20 protein-coding genes are annotated in these 18,511 nt (G+C 31.2%); 13 read left to right on the top strand and 7 right to left on the bottom strand.

What is annotated here, in order from left to right:
• The first annotated feature begins 84 nt into the window (after positions 1–84).
• Both ABGB03_RS08935 and ABGB03_RS08940 read left to right on the top strand, forming a co-directional pair.
• Entirely contained in the window at positions 85–819 is a 735-nt protein-coding gene (locus tag ABGB03_RS08935; RefSeq protein WP_347922043.1) for a hypothetical protein, read from the top strand.
• 111 nt (positions 820–930) lie between these two features.
• Complete coding sequence (locus ABGB03_RS08940; protein ID WP_347922046.1) at positions 931–2,526, top strand: hypothetical protein; 1,596 nt, start codon at positions 931–933, stop codon at positions 2,524–2,526.
• A gap of 2 nt (positions 2,527–2,528) precedes the next feature.
• On the opposite strand, the gene ABGB03_RS08945 is transcribed toward ABGB03_RS08940, so the two are convergent.
• The 3 genes from ABGB03_RS08945 to ABGB03_RS08955 are packed head-to-tail and all read right to left on the bottom strand — an operon-like array spanning position 2,529 to position 3,836.
• The gene (locus ABGB03_RS08945; protein ID WP_347922049.1) at positions 2,529–2,741 is read right to left on the bottom strand and encodes a helix-turn-helix transcriptional regulator; all 213 of its coding nucleotides are present in this window, start codon (positions 2,739–2,741) and stop codon (positions 2,529–2,531) included.
• 3 nt (positions 2,742–2,744) lie between these two features.
• The gene (locus ABGB03_RS08950; protein WP_347922052.1) at positions 2,745–3,281 is read right to left on the bottom strand and encodes a DUF2975 domain-containing protein; all 537 of its coding nucleotides are present in this window, start codon (positions 3,279–3,281) and stop codon (positions 2,745–2,747) included.
• A 12-nt stretch (positions 3,282–3,293) separates the two neighbouring features.
• Positions 3,294–3,836: a DUF2975 domain-containing protein gene (locus tag ABGB03_RS08955; RefSeq protein WP_347922054.1), complete on the bottom strand. Its 543-nt coding sequence runs from the start codon at positions 3,834–3,836 to the stop codon at positions 3,294–3,296.
• 196 nt (positions 3,837–4,032) lie between these two features.
• On the opposite strand from ABGB03_RS08955, the gene ABGB03_RS08960 reads away from it, so the two are divergent.
• A complete protein-coding gene (locus ABGB03_RS08960; protein WP_347922056.1) occupies positions 4,033–4,470 on the top strand; it encodes a nuclear transport factor 2 family protein in 438 nt (145 codons plus the stop codon).
• A 40-nt stretch (positions 4,471–4,510) separates the two neighbouring features.
• Here the strand turns inward: ABGB03_RS08960 and glyA are convergent, their stop codons facing one another.
• Positions 4,511–5,800, bottom strand: a complete 1,290-nt coding sequence (gene glyA / locus ABGB03_RS08965) for a serine hydroxymethyltransferase (RefSeq protein WP_347922058.1) — start codon at positions 5,798–5,800, stop codon at positions 4,511–4,513.
• A 215-nt stretch (positions 5,801–6,015) separates the two neighbouring features.
• Here glyA and fahA point away from each other — a divergent pair, with 215 nt between their 5' ends.
• Positions 6,016–7,308 (top strand): fumarylacetoacetase, encoded by a 1,293-nt coding sequence (gene fahA / locus ABGB03_RS08970; RefSeq protein WP_347922059.1) that lies wholly within the window; start codon positions 6,016–6,018, stop codon positions 7,306–7,308.
• Between the two features lie 113 nt (positions 7,309–7,421).
• Entirely contained in the window at positions 7,422–8,603 is a 1,182-nt protein-coding gene (locus tag ABGB03_RS08975) for a hypothetical protein (RefSeq protein ID WP_347922060.1), read from the top strand.
• Between the two features lie 65 nt (positions 8,604–8,668).
• On the opposite strand, the gene ABGB03_RS08980 is transcribed toward ABGB03_RS08975, so the two are convergent.
• Both ABGB03_RS08980 and ytxJ read right to left on the bottom strand, forming a co-directional pair.
• Positions 8,669–9,649, bottom strand: a complete 981-nt coding sequence (locus tag ABGB03_RS08980) for a tetratricopeptide repeat protein (protein WP_347922062.1) — start codon at positions 9,647–9,649, stop codon at positions 8,669–8,671.
• A 64-nt stretch (positions 9,650–9,713) separates the two neighbouring features.
• The gene (gene ytxJ, locus ABGB03_RS08985; protein ID WP_347922065.1) at positions 9,714–10,097 is read right to left on the bottom strand and encodes a bacillithiol system redox-active protein YtxJ; all 384 of its coding nucleotides are present in this window, start codon (positions 10,095–10,097) and stop codon (positions 9,714–9,716) included.
• Positions 10,098–10,239: 142 nt separating this feature from the next.
• On the opposite strand from ytxJ, the gene clpB reads away from it, so the two are divergent.
• The 7 genes from clpB (at position 10,240) to ABGB03_RS09020 (ending at position 17,213) form a co-directional block, all read left to right on the top strand.
• Positions 10,240–12,843 (top strand): ATP-dependent chaperone ClpB, encoded by a 2,604-nt coding sequence (gene clpB, locus ABGB03_RS08990; RefSeq protein ID WP_347922068.1) that lies wholly within the window; start codon positions 10,240–10,242, stop codon positions 12,841–12,843.
• A 139-nt stretch (positions 12,844–12,982) separates the two neighbouring features.
• The gene (locus ABGB03_RS08995) at positions 12,983–13,843 is read left to right on the top strand and encodes a TraB/GumN family protein (RefSeq protein ID WP_347922071.1); all 861 of its coding nucleotides are present in this window, start codon (positions 12,983–12,985) and stop codon (positions 13,841–13,843) included.
• A gap of 48 nt (positions 13,844–13,891) precedes the next feature.
• Positions 13,892–14,491, top strand: a complete 600-nt coding sequence (locus tag ABGB03_RS09000; RefSeq protein WP_347922073.1) for a TetR/AcrR family transcriptional regulator — start codon at positions 13,892–13,894, stop codon at positions 14,489–14,491.
• Positions 14,492–14,545: 54 nt separating this feature from the next.
• Positions 14,546–15,034, top strand: coding sequence for an acyl-CoA thioesterase (locus ABGB03_RS09005; RefSeq protein WP_347922075.1), 489 nt, complete (start codon positions 14,546–14,548; stop codon positions 15,032–15,034).
• 217 nt (positions 15,035–15,251) lie between these two features.
• Positions 15,252–15,920 carry a deoxyribose-phosphate aldolase gene (deoC, locus tag ABGB03_RS09010; protein WP_347922078.1) on the top strand — a complete coding sequence of 223 codons (669 nt, stop codon included), beginning with the start codon at positions 15,252–15,254 and terminating at the stop codon, positions 15,918–15,920.
• Positions 15,921–15,937: 17 nt separating this feature from the next.
• The gene (gene deoD, locus ABGB03_RS09015; RefSeq protein ID WP_347922081.1) at positions 15,938–16,636 is read left to right on the top strand and encodes a purine-nucleoside phosphorylase; all 699 of its coding nucleotides are present in this window, start codon (positions 15,938–15,940) and stop codon (positions 16,634–16,636) included.
• 61 nt (positions 16,637–16,697) lie between these two features.
• Entirely contained in the window at positions 16,698–17,213 is a 516-nt protein-coding gene (locus tag ABGB03_RS09020) for a phosphoglycerate mutase family protein (protein WP_347922084.1), read from the top strand.
• Between the two features lie 3 nt (positions 17,214–17,216).
• Here ABGB03_RS09020 and ABGB03_RS09025 read toward each other — a convergent pair whose 3' ends face one another.
• Entirely contained in the window at positions 17,217–17,957 is a 741-nt protein-coding gene (locus tag ABGB03_RS09025; RefSeq protein ID WP_347922086.1) for a DUF6503 family protein, read from the bottom strand.
• Between the two features lie 86 nt (positions 17,958–18,043).
• On the opposite strand from ABGB03_RS09025, the gene smpB reads away from it, so the two are divergent.
• Positions 18,044–18,502: an SsrA-binding protein SmpB gene (gene smpB / locus ABGB03_RS09030; RefSeq protein ID WP_347922088.1), complete on the top strand. Its 459-nt coding sequence runs from the start codon at positions 18,044–18,046 to the stop codon at positions 18,500–18,502.
• The last annotated feature ends 9 nt before the right edge of the window (positions 18,503–18,511 follow it).

The following is an 18,511-nucleotide window of genomic DNA, read 5'->3' on the forward strand; positions in this document are numbered from 1 at the left end:
AAATGCCTGTTAAAGTATCTTAATTAGTATTACTACTCTATAAAAATGCCATTAATTTGAATATAACCAGCTTAAATTTAACCTTTGCTAAGATTCAAGTTATTTTCGTTTTTATTCTTATGCACAGTATTCACATATTCCCAAAATATTAAAGGGATTGTATATGATAATTTATCTACTGTAAAAGGGCTCACTGTTACAAATACAGCTCAAAAAGTAAAAACCTATTCCGATGATAAAGGTTACTTCACCATAAGTGCAAAAATAAATGACACATTAATATTTAGTTCATTATTTCATCAAACCAAAACATTGTTGGTTGAATCACATCACTTTAAAGATATTATTGTTATTGAAGTCAAAAAAACTATCAATAATCTTGATGAGGTTTTAATTAAAAAGGAACCGGAACCTAAAGAATTTAACGAAAAAGAATATACTGTAACATTTAAGAATCAAATAAAAGAAGACATGAAACGTCGACCATATTTGTATGCCCCTCCACCAAGTGGTAATATTGATTTCGCTGCCATAGGTAAATTAATAGGAAAGTTATTTAAACGTAAAAAAAATAGAAAACCACAGTTTACACCTTTATCTTACAAATCAATAGATTCTCTTTTTAATACTGATAGCTTTTTTAACGACAAACTTCTAACTGAAGAACTTAAAGTACCAAAAGAGTATAAATATCTTTTTTTTGAATATTGTGATGTTAAGCAAATAAACAATGACCTATTAAAAGACAGTAACAAGTTTTTATTGCTAGATGCATTTATGAAATGTAGCATTGAATTTTTAGAGTTTATAAAAAATTAAAATCTTTACAGGAATAATAATACTCAGCAACAAAAGTTATATTTTTAATTAACTGCTATTTTTTAAACTCAAAAATTGGAATTAAATAGTTTGAAAGTTTACTTTTACAACATGAAGCGTCTATCTTATTTTATACTTAGCCTAACCATTCTCCTTTTTTGGAGTTCTTGTCGTAAAGATTTTGAATTTTCTGCAAGTACTGGCTCACTAGAATTCTCAAAAGACACCGTGTATCTAGATACTGTTTTTACCAATATTGGTTCAAGTACCTACAACTTAAAAGTTTATAATAATAGCAATGATGATATTATAATTCCATCAATCAAACTTGGTGAAGGTTATAATTCTTTCTACAGAATGACTATTGATGGTACTACTGGTCTCGAAGGTGGTTCTAACCAAACCATTGGTAAAGTATTTGAAAATATTGAAATGCTCGCCAAAGACAGTATGTATATTTTTATTGAAACAACTATAGATATCCAAGACTTAGCGGCTTCACAAACACAATTTTTATACACAGATGCTATTGAATTTGATTCTGGAGAAAATCTACAAAAAGTAGAATTAGTAACCCTTGTAAAAGATGCCAATTTTATTTATCCGCAACGTTTTTTAAATTCTGAAGGCGAATATATAACTGAAACGCTCACTTTTGATGTAGATGGTGATGGAATGGAAGATGAAACCACAATTGAAGGTCGATTTCTAGATGATAGTGAATTGACTTTTACCAACGAAAAGCCATACGTTATTTATGGCTATGCAGCTGTAGCTGATGGTAAAACACTCAATGTTGAATCTGGTGCAAGAGTGCATTTTCATGCTAACTCTGGTTTATTAATTACTGGTGGCGCCTCACTAAAAGTAAATGGTGTACCAAGCACAGATCAAGAACTTATGGAAGGTGAAGTGATTTTTGAAGGTGATAGATTAGAACCAAGTTTCGCTAATGTACCAGGTCAATGGCAAACCATTTGGTTATTTAACAATAGTGTAGATAATGTAATAAACCATGCTACTATAAAAAATGGTACTATTGGAGTTTTGAGTGACGGCAATCAAGATGACCCAACAAAATTTACATTTACAAATTCTCAGATTTATAACTCAAGCAATTTTGGAATTTTAGGAAGAGGCACCTCCATAGATGGAGAAAATATAGTGGTGAATAATAGTGGGCAATCATCATTTGCTGGAACTTATGGAGGATCATATAATTTTGTGCATTCGACCTTTGCTAATTACTGGAATAATAGCTTTAGACAGTTCCCTTCAGTTTTACTGAACAATTTTATTATAGATGAAGATAATACAGTATTTACTAATCCTCTAGATGCTGCTAATTTTACAAATTGTATTGTGTATGGAAGTGATAACCCTGAATTAATTTTAGACAAAGACTCATCAGATGATTTCAACTTTAAATTCATCAATAGTTTGATAAAATTCGATAACTCAAACAATAACTTTACGGGTGATGTTTACGACTTTAATAACAGTTTATTATACGAGAATGTTATTTTTAATCAAGATCCAGGATTTTTAGATCCAAATAACAACATGCTAAATATTCCAAATGGCTCACCAGTAGATAATTTTGGAATCGTCTTTGGTAATCTATCATCAGATATTTTAAACACTACTAGAAGTGCTACACCAGATTTAGGAGCCTACGAAAGTGTTGAGTTTGAAGAAGAAGATTAAATTTATTCATCATCTTTTGAAAACTCTAGAATATCTCCAGGTTGACATTCTAAAGCATCACAAACAGCCATAAGTGTACTAAAACGAATTGCTTTAACCTTACCTGTTTTAAGTTTAGATAGGTTTGCTAACGAAATATTTACTGTCTCCGATAATTCGTTCAATGACATTTTCCGTTTAGCCATCATTACATCTAGGTTTACAATAATTTTCATGGCTTATACAGTGTCTTCTAGTTCTTTTTGATACTCTACACCTTTTGAAAAAATAACAGCAATAACATAAATAACAGCTGCCATTAAAATAAATGCTCTACCATCAGTTGCAAACTGATAATGCATACTAAGTTTATATTCATAATAATGCAAACTTTTCAAAGTTTTTAGTGCTATGTAACTAATAAGTCCAATTGAAAAAGTATAATAACTAATTAATGAAATATGCCTAGAAACAAGCCCATTGAATGGTTTTGACAAATTCATTTTGGTTACTAGTTTGACAACTAGATAGAAAAGAAATGCTTTCAGAATTGTAATGAGCAATAAAAAGCTATACATTCCAAAAAACAACCATTTACTACGTTCATACAATTTACTTAAATCTAATTTGTTGTATAGGTTTGGAATAAATTCCGGATTGTACAAACTGAAAAAGAAATTAACAATCAATCCTCCAGCTTCAATGCATAAGCCAACAAAAATGACCCACGCAATGATTTTTAGACCTATAAATATGACGTTATTTGTTTTTGACATAATTATAATAATTTATACAGTTTCTTCTAGTTCGTCTTGATACTCCACGCCTCTTCTAAAAACTAAAGAAATCACATAAATGATACCAGCAAAAAACAAGAATTCTTTACCACCATCAATGTATTCTTGTAAAGTGGGAAGGTCGATGTTTTTTTCAATCTTAAGCCAAGATTCATAATATATAGCTATAGCGAGCGATAAGCCTATTGAGAATGCTAAATAACTTATCTGAGCAATTAGCTTAGAAGCTTTTTGACTAAAAGGACTCACAAGGTCAATATTTGAAAAAATACTAACAACTTTATAAAGCATTAGAGCTTTTAAACCCTCTATAAGTATTAATAGCAATATTATCATTACAAAATGTAAATTGCTAAACTCTTTAAGGTCAAATAAGTTTAAGCCTAAGTATATATTATTAGCACCTTCCGGATTTATAAAAAGACTGGTAGCAAAAGAAATAAGTAATGCTCCAACATTAATACACAAGCCTATAAATACAAGCCAAGAAATAACATGCATTACATTTAGAAGCTTATTTGTTGTCGTTTTCATTATAGTTTGATTAAATTATACAATACAAATATAGATAAATATTTATCGATAAACAATAAATATTTATTTTTAACATCAAATATAGTTAAGCAAGTATCTATTTACTAATTAGATTAACGTCTTTTTAACTATAACACATCATGCTTTTCATTACTTTAAGACATTGAAAATCAAAAAAAACAATAAATACAAACTCATGAAACGTTCAATTACTATGTTGCTATGCGTGTTAGCATTTAGCTTATCCCAAGCACAAACAAACGATAAAGCTGGTGTAGAAAAAGCCTGTATGAATTATCTAGAAGGATTTTATGAAGGTGATGCAGCAAAACTTAAAGAAAGCTTACAACCTAGCTTAAATAAATTTGGATTCTGGAAAAACAAAGATGGAAATTACGACCAACAAGATTATATGTCTTTTGAGAAAGCTTTAGCATATGCAAAAAATGTAAAAGAGAAAAAGCAGTTTGCAAAACCTGATGCACCAAAAGTCGTTGAAGTTCTAGATGTTAGTAATTCAATTGCAGCAGCTAAAGTTACAGCTTGGTGGGGAGTTGATTATGTCTTACTATCTAAACGTGATGACAAATGGATGATTGAGCAAGTAATTTGGGAAGGTCCTTTGGAGAAATAAAATAAAAAAGCCTGCATTTTGCAGGCTTTTTTATTTTGTATTATGCTTGATACTCATTTTGAACAAACAATGGTCTATATGCCATCATATCGTATACTTTCTTTTTTACTGCTTCTAACGCGTCTTCATTTTCGAAATTCATAATTACTTCGTCTATTAAATCCACAATTGGAGCCATATCTTCTTCTTTCATACCTCTAGTTGTAATAGCTGGTGTACCAATTCTAATTCCAGAAGTTACAAATGGTGATTTATCATCAAATGGCACCATGTTCTTATTAACTGTAATATCAGCTTTTACAAGTGCTTGTTCAGCCTCCTTTCCCGTTATATTTTTATTTCTTAAATCAATTAACATCATATGATTATCAGTTCCATTAGAAATAATATGATACCCTTTATCAACTAAAGCTTTAGCCATGGCGTCAGCATTCTTTTTTACTTGCAAAGTGTAATGCATAAAATCGTCAGTCAAAGCTTCACCAAAAGCAATAGCTTTAGCAGCAATAATATGCTCTAATGGTCCGCCTTGATTCCCAGGAAAAACAGCAGAATTTAATAGTGAAGACATCATTTTTGGCTTTCCAGATTTTAAATTTTGTCCAAATGGGTTTTCAAAATCTTTACCCATCATAATCATTCCTCCTCTTGGGCCACGCAGCGTTTTATGAGTAGTTGTTGTTACAATATGACAATGCGGTAATGGGTCATTTAAAATACCTTTAGCAATCAATCCTGCAGGATGAGAAATGTCTGCTATTAATATTGCTCCAACACTATCAGCTATCTCTCTAAAACGCTCAAAGTCCATATCACGAGAATAAGCAGATGCTCCAGCTATAATAAGCTTAGGTTGCTCTTCTTTTGCAATCGCCTCCATTTTATCATAATCAATACGACCAGTAGATTCTTCTACTCCATAAAACACAGGGTTATATAGTTTTCCTGAAAAATTCACTGGAGATCCATGAGTTAAATGTCCTCCATGTGATAAATCGAAACCTAGAATTTTATCACCAGGATTTAAACAAGCAAAAAATACAGCTGTGTTAGCTTGACTTCCTGAATGTGGTTGTACATTCACATATTCTGCTCCAAACAATGCCTTTGCTCTATCTATAGCAATTTGTTCAACTTCATCCACAACCTCACATCCGCCATAATAGCGCTTACCTGGATAACCTTCAGCATATTTATTTGTTAATACAGATCCTGCAGCTTCCATTACCTGGTCGCTCACAAAATTCTCCGAAGCGATTAATTCAATGCCATGTAATTGGCGTTCTCTTTCTGCTTCTATTAATTCAAAGATTGGTTTATCTCGTTGCATAACTTATATTAATTCTTGTAATTATATTAATTCTTGCTCAAAAATAATAAATTAGATTAGTTAAATCCTTCAAAAAACATATATTTATCTTATTGTTAATTATATAACTTGCAAACATTTTTTTATAGTCTAAGTTTATTATTACTTTAAAAAAAATGTGTAGGTTTGACATACATTTTTACTTTAAAAAAATTAAAATAAATAATACATTTCATATGCCTTTATCTGCAAACAATCCAGACAGAACTTCGTGGTTACACGTTGATAAAAATTCTGATTTCCCAATACAGAACATTCCTTTTGGAGTATTTTTAACCCGTGATGACATTATTACTATAGGTACTAGAATTGGAGATACAGCAATTGATTTAGGCGCCTTACATCAATTGGGTTACTTTGATGGTATCCCATTAACAGATGATATTTTTCTTCAAGACACTTTAAACGATTTTATTGCAGACGGTCGTAAAACATGGCGTTTGGTAAGAAATAGAATAGCTGAAATATTTGACAGCAACAACGCTACCTTAAAAAACAACAAACCACATAAAGAAATTGTTTTGTTTCGCTTAGACGAAATTGAAATGCAATTACCAGTTCAAGTTGGGGACTATACCGATTTTTATGCAAGTAAAGAGCACGCCACCAATGTTGGTACTATGTTTAGAGGAAAAGAAAATGCGCTTATGCCTAATTGGTTGCACATGCCAATTGGATATCATGGTAGAAGCTCATCAATAATTCCATCAGGAATACCAGTTCATAGACCACAAGGACAAACCTTACCTGCCGAAACAGAAACTCCAGTTTTTGGACCTTCTAAGTTAGTGGACTTCGAATTAGAAATGGCTTTTATTACTACTGATGCTAACGATTTAGGCGAACCAATTCCTATTGATGAAGCCGAAGAATATATTTTTGGACTAGTATTATTTAATGATTGGAGCGCAAGAGACATTCAAAAATGGGAATATGTGCCATTAGGTCCTTTCTTAGGAAAGAATTTTGCATCATCCATTTCTCCTTGGATTGTAACTTTAGATGCCTTAGAACCATTTAGAGTTGATACTCCAAAACAAAATCCAAAACCATTAGAATATTTACAATTTAAAGGAAAAAAGAGTTTCGACATTAATTTAGAAGCTGCCATTAAGCCAAAAGGTGCAAAAGAAACCGTTGTGTCTCGTTCTAACTTTAAATATATGTATTGGAATATGGCGCAGCAACTAGCGCACCATACTGTAAATGGTTGTCCAGTAAATTCGGGCGATATGATGGGTAGTGGAACTATTTCTGGACCAACAGAAGATTCTTATGGTTCTATGCTAGAACTAACTTGGAGAGGCGAAAAACCTATCAAGATGAAGGATGATACAGAGCGTAAGTTTATAAATGATAATGACACCGTGATTTTAAGAGGATACTGTGAAAAGAATGATACAAGAATTGGCTTTGGTGAAGTACGATCACAATTACTCCCAGTTTTTAATCCTAAAAAGAAAAAATAACAACTAACTAAATGTCAAATACTTAAAACCCTCATTAACTAATTTATGAGGGTTCTTTTTTTGTTTGGCATCATAATTGAAAAATAGATAAAAAGAACTAAAATATTGAGCTTATGAAAAAATTACTACTCTTAACAGTATTACTTTCTGTACTCATATCATGTAGTGGGAGAAAGCAAGTCGAAAAAGCAGTGAATTCTGGAAATTACGACCAAGCAATTGCTAATGCTTTAAAAAAATTAGAAACAAATAAAAATAAGAAGCGTAAGCAAGATTATGCATTGATGCTTAGAGATGCTTATTACAAAGTGGTTGAGCGTGACTTAAACACCATTAAACACTTAAAGAAAGGTAACAACCCTGAACTCTTTACAGAAATATATGAATTGTATTTGGATTTAGATGCGCGCCAAGAAGCTATTAAGCCAGTGCTACCGTTAGTAGTTAATGGAAAAACTATAGCCTTTAAGTTTAGTGATTATAGCTACGATATTGTAAAATCACGTAACGATGCTGCCGATTATTTATATGAAAAAGGATTGGCTTTATTAGATACAGACAATAAAGCTAACATGAGAGAAGCCTATGATGTTTATAGACACATAGAACGTATTTATCCAAATTATGAAGACTCTAGAGAGTTAATGGATGAAGCTCACCAAAGAGGAATAAATTATGTCATTGTTAGTATAGAAAATCAAACACAGCAAATAATACCTCAACGATTGGAAGACGATTTACTTAATTTTGACACCTATGGTTTAAACCAATTCTGGACAACTTATCATGCAAATGCTAATGCAAATATTAAGTACGATTTTGCTATGCAGCTACAATTAAAGCGTATTAATATTTCTCCAGAAAGAATTAAAGAACGCCAAATAGTTAGAGAAAAAGATGTGGTAGATGGTTGGAAATACAAATTAGATAGTGATGGTAATGTCGCCAAAGACACGTTGGGGAATGATATAAAAATAGATAAGATTATTACTGTTAAAGCAAAGTATAATGAATTTGTACAAACAAAATCATCTCAAGTAATTGCTGAAGTAGTTTATACCGATTTAATATCTAACCAAACACTTGATGCGTTTCCAATAGATAGTGAGTTTATTTTCGAAAATGTATTTGCTAGATATAGAGGTGATAAAAGAGCATTAACACCTGAAGATTTAGATATTGCAAGAAATAGACAAGTACCATTTCCATCTAACGAGCAAATGGTTTATGATACTGGCGAAGATTTAAAACTAAAGCTAAAAGATATAATAAGTTCTTATAGCTTAAGGTACTAACAAAAAAACTCCCAACAATAGTTGGGAGTTTTTATTTATATGTTTTACGCTATCTTAAACGTCAACTATTCTTCCTCTTTCATCATTCTAACCAAATCTGCTTCGGCGGAAAGAACTGCAAATCCTGCTGAAACACCTTTATCTACTAGCTTAGTAAATAGTTCTTTTGCCTTTTCATTATTTCCATTATAAAGATACCAATTACCTAAACCATAAACAATAGCATCATTCATATATTCAACTTCTTGATCATTTTCGCCAAGTAACTCTTTCTCTGTTATCTCTCCTTTATAAAAAAGGCATAATTGGTGGTAAGCCATATTCTCAAAAACATCCATTTCAGCAGTAATTGATTCTACTACTTTTTTAGCTTCTTCTTCTTTACCCATTCTCCTTAATATCATATAAACCCAATTAGCAGAAGCAACTTTCATATCAGGGTTTGTTGATCCTTTCAAACTTTCATTATAAGCCCAATAAGCTTTATCCATGTTATTCTGTAAATAATAAGCTAAGCCTAAATGATACCAAATATTAGTATGCAAGCTCGAAACTGGTATATTTCTTACATTTGGAGCTCCATCTGGTTCAACAACATCTTCAGTACCTTCAATTAGTTTTACAGCTATATTAAAATCTGCTATTGCCTCATCATATTTTCGGGTACTTATTAAACGGTGCCCTCTATGTCTATACATTCGAGCATCTTCTGGGAATTTTTCAATTCCTTCAGTAAAAATTTTTATTGCTTCTTTAAAATCTCCAAGATATGCCATTCTTCTTCCTACCCAAATTATAGCTTCAGCATCATTAGGATTTTTATCATACCTCTTTTTTGCTAATAAATAATTCGAGATTCTAGCAGAATCTCTTTTTTGGTCAAGTTGTCGGTTAATCAATTCTTTCCCTAAAAGAGTGGTTCCTTGATGTGTGTTAATTTGAACAACCTCAACTTGGGGCTCAGAAAATTCAATGGATTTATTAGATTTTTGACCACAAGCTGTAAATAAAACCACTATTACAAATAGTATTGGTGCATTTTTCATTCGGTTAGTTTTATATTTAAAAAAGTAAACTTACAAAAAACAATTAAACAATACTTATAAAGCATTAATCAAATATACTCATATCCAACACATTAATAGCTCCATGACTAGCATGTGAAACCACGACACCATTTTTAATTATGAGTAACTGAGGTGATTCGTGCAACACTTGAAACCTATAACCAACTTCGTTAGATATGCCTCTAAAATTTAGCAAGTCTAAATAATACAAATCTAAATTGGCATCAACATCATAAGCATCTATAAATTGGTTCATCACCATTCGGCTAATTCCACAACGCGTGGAATGTTTAAAAATAAGCTGTGTTTTAGTTTTAGACTTTTCTAAAATATCATCTAATTGATGCATCGCACTCAAATTAATCCAAGGCAGTAATTTTTCTTCCTTTGGTTCAGAAGGCTTAAAAATGTTCTTAAATATTCCCATAAAATGTAAGTCGATCTAATTATTTAACCTTACAAACTGACGAAAAGTCTTGCTTTTATTGATGTAAACAGACATTTTGTCTCTTAAACTTTGTTGGTAAGATTATTGAACAAAACTAATCAGAAAAGAAAAACATAATAGTATGAACTTAAATAATTTTACAATAAAATCTCAAGAAGCCATACAACAAGCGCAACAAATCGCACAAGGGTATGGTCATCAACAAATAGAAAATGAGCACATTTTTAAAGCTATTTTCGAGGTTGACGAAAATGTATTGCCTTTTATTTTAAAAAAGCTAAATGTTAATGTATCACTTTTACAAGATATTTTGAATAAGGATTTAGAAAGTTTCCCAAAAGTATCTGGTGGTGATATTATGCTATCTCGAGAAGCAGGAAAAGCTGTTAACGAGGCAACAATAGTAGCAAAAAAAATGAACGATGATTATGTATCTATCGAGCATTTAATACTTGGCATATTTAAAACAAAAAGCAAAATAGCTCAAATTTTAAAAGACCAAGGTATAACTGAAAAAGGTTTACAAGCAACCATTGATGAATTGCGAAAAGGAGACAGAGTGACCTCACAAAGTCAAGAAGAAACATACAACGCACTCAATAAGTACGCAAAAAACCTCAACCAATTAGCAAAAGATGGGAAATTAGACCCAGTAATTGGTCGTGATGAAGAAATTCGTAGAATTCTACAAATCTTATCTCGACGCACCAAGAACAATCCAATTTTGGTTGGCGAACCAGGAACTGGTAAAACAGCCATTGCAGAAGGTTTAGCACACAGAATTATTGATGGTGACATTCCTGAAAACCTAAGAAATAAGCAAATATTTGCTTTAGATATGGGAGCTTTAATAGCAGGAGCAAAATATAAAGGTGAGTTTGAAGAACGCTTAAAAGCTGTGATAAAAGAAGTTACGACAAGCGAGGGGGATATTGTTCTCTTTATTGATGAAATACATACACTTGTTGGCGCTGGTGGTGGTCAAGGTGCTATGGACGCAGCTAACATCTTAAAACCAGCTTTAGCTCGTGGAGAATTAAGAGCTATTGGAGCAACAACTCTTGATGAGTACCAAAAATACTTCGAAAAAGACAAAGCACTTGAAAGACGTTTTCAAAAAGTGATGGTTGATGAGCCAGATACCGAAAGTGCTATTTCAATTCTACGTGGTATTAAGGAAAAATATGAAACACATCACAAAGTGCGAATAAAAGATGAGGCTATTATTGGAGCTGTAGAGTTATCTACAAGATATATTACCAATCGTTTTTTACCAGATAAGGCTATAGATTTAATGGATGAAGCTGCATCAAAACTTCGAATGGAAATCAATTCCAAACCAGAAGAGTTAGATGTTCTGGATAGAAAAATTATGCAGTTAGAAATTGAAATTGAAGCTATTAAAAGAGAAAAAGATGAGTCTAAATTAAAAACGCTTCGATCCGATCTAGCAAACTTAAAAGAAGTACGTAATGACCTAAACGCCAAATGGAGAAGTGAAAAAGAAGTTGTTGATAATATTCAAAATACAAAACAAGCTATTGAAAACTTCAAATTAGAAGCCGAAAGAGCAGAACGTGAAGGCGATTATGGTAAAGTAGCCGAAATTAGATATGGTAAAATTAAAGAAACGCAAGAGCAACTTGAAGTCTATCAAAAACAACTTCAAGAACAAGCCGAAACATCTCTAATTAAAGAAGAGGTTACCTATGAAGACATTGCAGAAGTTGTGGCAAAATGGACAGGGATTCCAGTGACAAAAATGTTACAATCCGACCGCGAAAAACTGCTAAAACTTGAGGTAGAACTTCACAAACGAGTGGTTGGACAAGAAGAGGCTATTATTGCTGTAAGTGATGCTGTAAGACGTAGTCGCGCAGGTTTACAAAATCCGCAAAAACCTATTGGTACTTTCTTATTTTTAGGTACTACTGGAGTTGGTAAAACCGAACTTGCTAAAGCATTGGCAGAATACTTATTCGATGATGAAAACGCAATGACAAGAATAGATATGAGCGAATATCAAGAGCGTCACGCAGTGAGTAGATTAGTTGGTGCACCTCCAGGATATGTTGGCTATGAAGAAGGAGGTCAACTTACAGAAGCTGTTCGAAGAAAACCTTATTCTGTTGTATTGTTAGATGAAATTGAAAAAGCTCATCCTGATACTTTTAATATTTTATTACAAGTATTAGACGAAGGTCGCTTAACCGATAATAAAGGTCGTGTTGCAGATTTTAAAAACACGATTATTATTATGACTTCAAACATGGGAAGTCAAATAATACAAGAACGTTTTGAGGCGACTAAAGATATTGATTCAGCAATTGAAGCAGCAAAAATTGATGTTTTAGCTTTATTAAAACAAAGTGTTAGACCAGAATTTTTAAACAGAATAGATGATACTATTATGTTTACACCTCTAACAAAAGGAAATATTGTAGACATTGTTAGACTTCAATTAAAATCTGTTACAAAAATGGTTGCGCAACAAGGTATTACATTCGATGCTACACAGGAAGCTATAGCTTACTTAGCTGAAAAAGGATACAATCCAGAATATGGTGCAAGACCAGTAAAACGTGTTATTCAAAAAGAAGTTTTAAATGCTTTGAGTAAAGAAATATTGGCTGGAACAGTTACAACGGAGAGTATTATACTGCTAGATGCATTTGACAATAAGTTAGTATTTAGAAATCAAAATGATTTAGTAGAAGAAATGTAACAATTTACTTCTTAAACAGTCTTATAGTTGGTTGGTTAGTTGAAAAGCAGCAAGATTCTTAAACAAGATGAATGCTGCTTTTCTTTTTTGTAACAAATTATATAAATAAGATACATATAGGTCAAATTAAAATAGATTTATGAAATACCTTTTATCACTCTTATTATGTGCGTTTTTATATACTTTAACAATAAATGCACAACAGTTAGAAAATTCTACACTTTGGAAAATATCAGGAAATGGTTTAGAAAAACCATCCTATCTATTTGGAACCATTCATATTACTTGCGATGCTACGCTAGATGATGATGTAAAAAAAGCTTTAGACGAAACCACGCAATTGGTTTTGGAACTAGATATGGATGATCCAACAATGCAAACCAAATTAATGAAAGGTATGTATATGAAAGATGGAAAAACCTTAAAAGACTATGTTTCTGTAGAAGAGTATGCAGCAATAGATTCTTTATTTACAAATCAAGCAGGAATGTCTATAAGCATGATGCAAAATATCAAGCCATTTTTTCTAACATCAATGCTTTATCCAAAAATGATAGATTGTCCAATGCAATCATATGAAATAGAACTAATGAAAGTTGCAAAAGAACAAAATGAAGAGGTTAACGGTTTAGAAACTATTGAAGATCAATTACAAGTATTTGATACGATTCCTTATGAAGATCAAGTAATTGATTTAATTAGAATGGCCAAAGATAATTTAGCCTACGACAAAGCTACTTTTTCCAAACTTTTAGATATTTATGAAAAAGAAGATATCTCTGCTATGTTGGAAATGATTGATGATGATAAAAACCAAACAATAGCAAAGCACCAAGATGTTTTATTAAAAAACAGAAATAATAATTGGATACCTAGAATTGAAGAATACTCAAAAGAACAGTCTACATTTTTTGGTGTTGGCGCTGGGCATTTGGCTGGTGAAAATGGAGTTATAATGCTTCTTAGAAAAGCTGGATACACTATAGTTCCTGTTAAATAATAGAAAGAATACCGTTTGGTATATTTTTTTTATTACATTTGAAGTTCAATGACAACTAAAGCGCAATTAACATCGCAATATATTATAGAAACTGCAGCCCCAATTTTTAATAAAAATGGATATGCAGCGACTAGCATGAGTGATTTAACCAAAGCCACTGGGTTAACTAAGGGTGCTATTTATGGCAACTTTAAAAACAAAGAAGAACTCGCTATTTCGGCCTTTAAGTTTACTGTAAAGAAATTAATGATTCGTATTTCAAATCATTTAGAACAAACCGATTCACCAATTCAAAAATTACTTTTAATTACAGATTTTTATAGAAATTATTACGATTACAGTAAACAATTAGGTGGTTGTCCAGTTATAAATGTTGGTGTAGATGCAAACAACAATAAAAATACTTTACTTCTTGAAAAAGTAAAATTGATAATAGAAAGAATACAAGATCAAATAGCTACTATTATTGAAAATGGAATCGAAGCAGGCGAAATTTCTCCTGAAATAAACACAATGCAATATGCAAAACGTTTAGATACCATGATTCAAGGAGCAATATTTATGACTTACACAATGGATGATGAGTTTTATTTAAAAGATACCATGTTTCAAATTGACCAAATGATTAATAACGAACTTAAAATATAATATTTTTTTAATCAAAAATATACCAATTGGTATATTTTAAAAACAAACACAATTATGAAACTATTAAAAACAGTAGAAAGTAAAACAAAAATTAGATTTCAAGATTGCGATCCATTTAATCATTTAAACAATGGGAGTTATATCAACTATTTCATGAACCATCGTGAAGACCAACTCATAAAGCATTATAATATTGATATATATGATATGGCAAAAAGAATTGGAAAAAGCTGGGTATCAAATAGCAATCAAATAGCCTATTTAAAACCCGCCTTTTTAATGGAAACTGTTACTATTGAATCTCAATTAATAGGCTATGATTCTAGTAATTTAAAAGCTGAAATGCGAATGTATAATGAAGATAAAAGTCATTTAAAAGCAATAATATGGTGTGGTTTTACGCATTTTAACCTATTAAAGCAACAAAGAGAAACTCACGATGAAGAACTTATGGGCTTATTTAATAATATTATTAATCCAGTAAATGCTGAAATATTTGAAGAGCGTTTATTACAATTAAAGCGAATTAAGGAACTAAATTAACAAATAAAAAAACCGCTTTTATCGCGATTTTTTTATTTATTTAGATTTACAAAAACTCTCCTTTTCCTTCTATTAGGCTGTAAAAAATAATTCTAAAAAATTAAAACCTGACTAAAATCATTGTTCTAAACTTGTTATTATCCGCATATTGTACCTATTAAAAAAACTGTACTTAATTTATTTAAAAAAAAGGTAACTTTATACTTTATACAATTACATGAAACCTCTTAACTCTTACATAGACCATACACTATTAAAACCAACAGCAACCAAAGAAGATATTATTCAGTTATGTAATGAAGCAAAGCAATATAATTTTTTCTCAGTTTGCATAAATAGCTGCTATATAAAACTAGCTAAGGAACAATTAAAAGATTCCAATGTAAAAGTTTGCAGTGTTATTGGGTTTCCTCTAGGAGCCATGAGCACAAAAGCTAAAGTTTTTGAAACTAAAAAAGCCATACAAGATGGTGCTGATGAGATTGATATGGTCATTAATATTGGGCTCTTAAAAAGTAAAGACTTTGATGCTGTTTGGAAAGATATAGAAGCCGTAAAAAAAATAATGCCAAATAACACCTTAAAAGTAATTTTAGAAACTTGTTATTTAGAAGAAATTGAAATAATAAAAGCTAGTGAATTAGCAATACAAAGTGGTGCCGATTTTATTAAAACTTCTACAGGTTTTGGTACAGGAGGTGCAACTATAAATGATGTAAAACTCATGAAATCTGTAGTTGAACCTGGTAGTACTAAAATAAAAGCCTCTGGAGGCATAAAAAACCACAAAACTGCTATGGAGTATATTAATTTAGGAGTTGAGCGCTTAGGAGTTTCATCAGGTATTGCAATTATGAATGGTGAACAATCAAATTCAGATTACTAACCTAAAATCTAAGAAAAATGAGTATACATATAGAAGCTAAAAAAGGGGACATAGCCGAAACTATTTTACTTCCTGGAGATCCTTTAAGAGCAAAATGGATTGCTGAAACATTTTTAGAAAATGCTGTTTGTTTTAATAGAATAAGGAATATGTTTGGTTATACAGGAACACATAACGGGAAAAAAGTGTCTGTAATGGGAACAGGAATGGGAGTTCCTAGCATTTCTATTTATGCTCACGAGCTTATTAACGATTATGACGTAAAAAATCTAATTAGAGTAGGTACTGCTGGTTCATACAATGAGAATGTAAAAATTAGAGACATTGTTATAGCCATGGCAGCATCGTCGAATTCTGGACTAAACGAACTACGCTTTGGTGGTGCTGACTACGCTCCAACTGCAAGTTTTGAGCTGTTCTTGAAAGCTATTGATACTGCTAGAAATAAAAATATTGATATCAAAGCTGGAAATGTTTTTACTAGTGATGAATTTTACGCTGATGCATTTGAAAGTTACAAAAAATGGTCAAAATTCGGTGTACTCTGTGTAGAGATGGAAGCAGCAGGGTTGTATACAGTTGCAGCAAAGCACAATGTAAATGCACTTGCCATACTAACCATATCAGACTCTTTAGTATCTGGCGAACGAACCACAAGCAAAGAGCGTGAAACAACTTTTAAAGATATGATTGAAATTGCTTTGGAACTAGCATAAATTTATTATTTTCAATTATTAAAGAATTAATCTTAACTTTAAATTTCAAAAAAAATTATAAATGAAAAACCTTATCATACTATTACTTGTTGCAATTTTCACTTTGCCATCTAACGCGCAAGACATGCCGAATAATGAAGAAATAACCACTTATTATTTTATTCGTCATGCAGAAAAAAACAGAAGCGACAAGACTAATAAGGATCCTAAATTAAAGCAAAAAGGTGTTTTAAGAGCTGCTAAATGGAGTTTGGTTTTTGAAAACATAACATTTGATGCGGTCTATTCCACTGATTATAATCGTACAAAGCAAACAGCACAACCAACTGCTGAAAAAAAAGGCTTAGAAGTAACTATTTATGATCCAAGACAACTATTCTCTGAGGAATTTGCTAATAACACTAAAGGAAAAACTGTATTAATTGTTGGGCATAGTAATACCACACCTGCATTTGTAAATGCTGTTTTAGGAACTAAGAAATATAATGATATGGACGATAACAATAATGCAAATTTATATATAGTTACAATTTCTCCAAGTGGTGAAAAGTCGGATACGCTACTAGTTATTGACTAATAGCTAATTAACTTCAATATTCACATTTTCAATTTTAGAAAGTAGTTTAAGTTTTCCTGAATTAAATAATGAGTCTAGGATAAACAAGTCAGTAATCTCAGATTCAGGTTTGTAATTGTTATAATCTACAAATCGCAAACCATTCACATAACGCTCATTATAAGCTTCTCTAAATCTTAGCCCTAAATCGGTTGGACTATCCATATATGAATATGCTAAGTAATCAACTTTAAAATCTTCTTTTCCAATCCAATACACAAAAACATCTTCGTAATCGTCTCCTCCTCCATCTTGACTAAAAGACACCTTTATCTTATAATAATTTTTATCTTTTATAATTACTTCACCTAAATATTCTTTATTAACCGCAGCATCATTTAATCCAAAAGGCAATACCGAAAAATAGTGCACAGAATTAACAGATCTTGTATATTTTGCAGCCATAGAATCTACGACTGCCACTTCCTTTTCATCAATGTATCTTTTAAATCCATCATTAGAAAGCACATCTTTAATTAGTCCTAAAGAATCATTAATAATTCGTTCATATTGAAATATGCCATTATTTCTAATTGCCTTATAATGTATATCTCTAAAATCAAATAAAATAGTAGATGTTTTGAACTTTTCCCCACCAGAAACTTCAATAGTTTTATCTACTATATCTTGAGCTGTTAATAATTTTTCTTGTTTACATGAGGTAATAACTAAAACAAAAACAAGACTATATAAAATGTGCTTCATCTCTAGTATTTTTAATAAGCTTTGTCGCAAAAATAGCCAAAAAATAACACTATTATAATTAATAAAATTATGTAGTTTTGAACTCCATGCAGAAAAATGTAAATATACAAAACAAAAAAGCGCGTTTCGAATATGATATTCTCGATAAATACACTGCTGGAATCGTTTTAACAGGAACGGAAATTAAATCTATTAGAAGTAGTAAAGCATCTATTGCTGAAAGTTTTTGCGAATTTAATGATCGTGGAGAACTCTTTGTTGTTAATATGACTATTGAAGAATATGCCTATGGCAATTATATAAACCACAGACCAAAAGCAACAAGAAAACTACTCTTAAATAAACGTGAGTTAAAAAAACTTGAAAAGGAAGTAAAGAATGTTGGTCTTACAATAGTTCCATTACGTCTTTTTATAAATGATAAAGGATTTGCTAAACTAGAAATAGGTTTAGCCAAAGGAAAAAAATTGTACGATAAACGAGATACTATAAAAGACAGAGATAATAAACGTAACTTAGATCGTATCAAGAAAAACTTCAAGTAATAGTAAACG

The organism is Pontimicrobium sp. SW4, assembly GCF_039954625.1.
Taxonomy (GTDB): Bacteria; Bacteroidota; Bacteroidia; order Flavobacteriales; family Flavobacteriaceae; genus Pontimicrobium.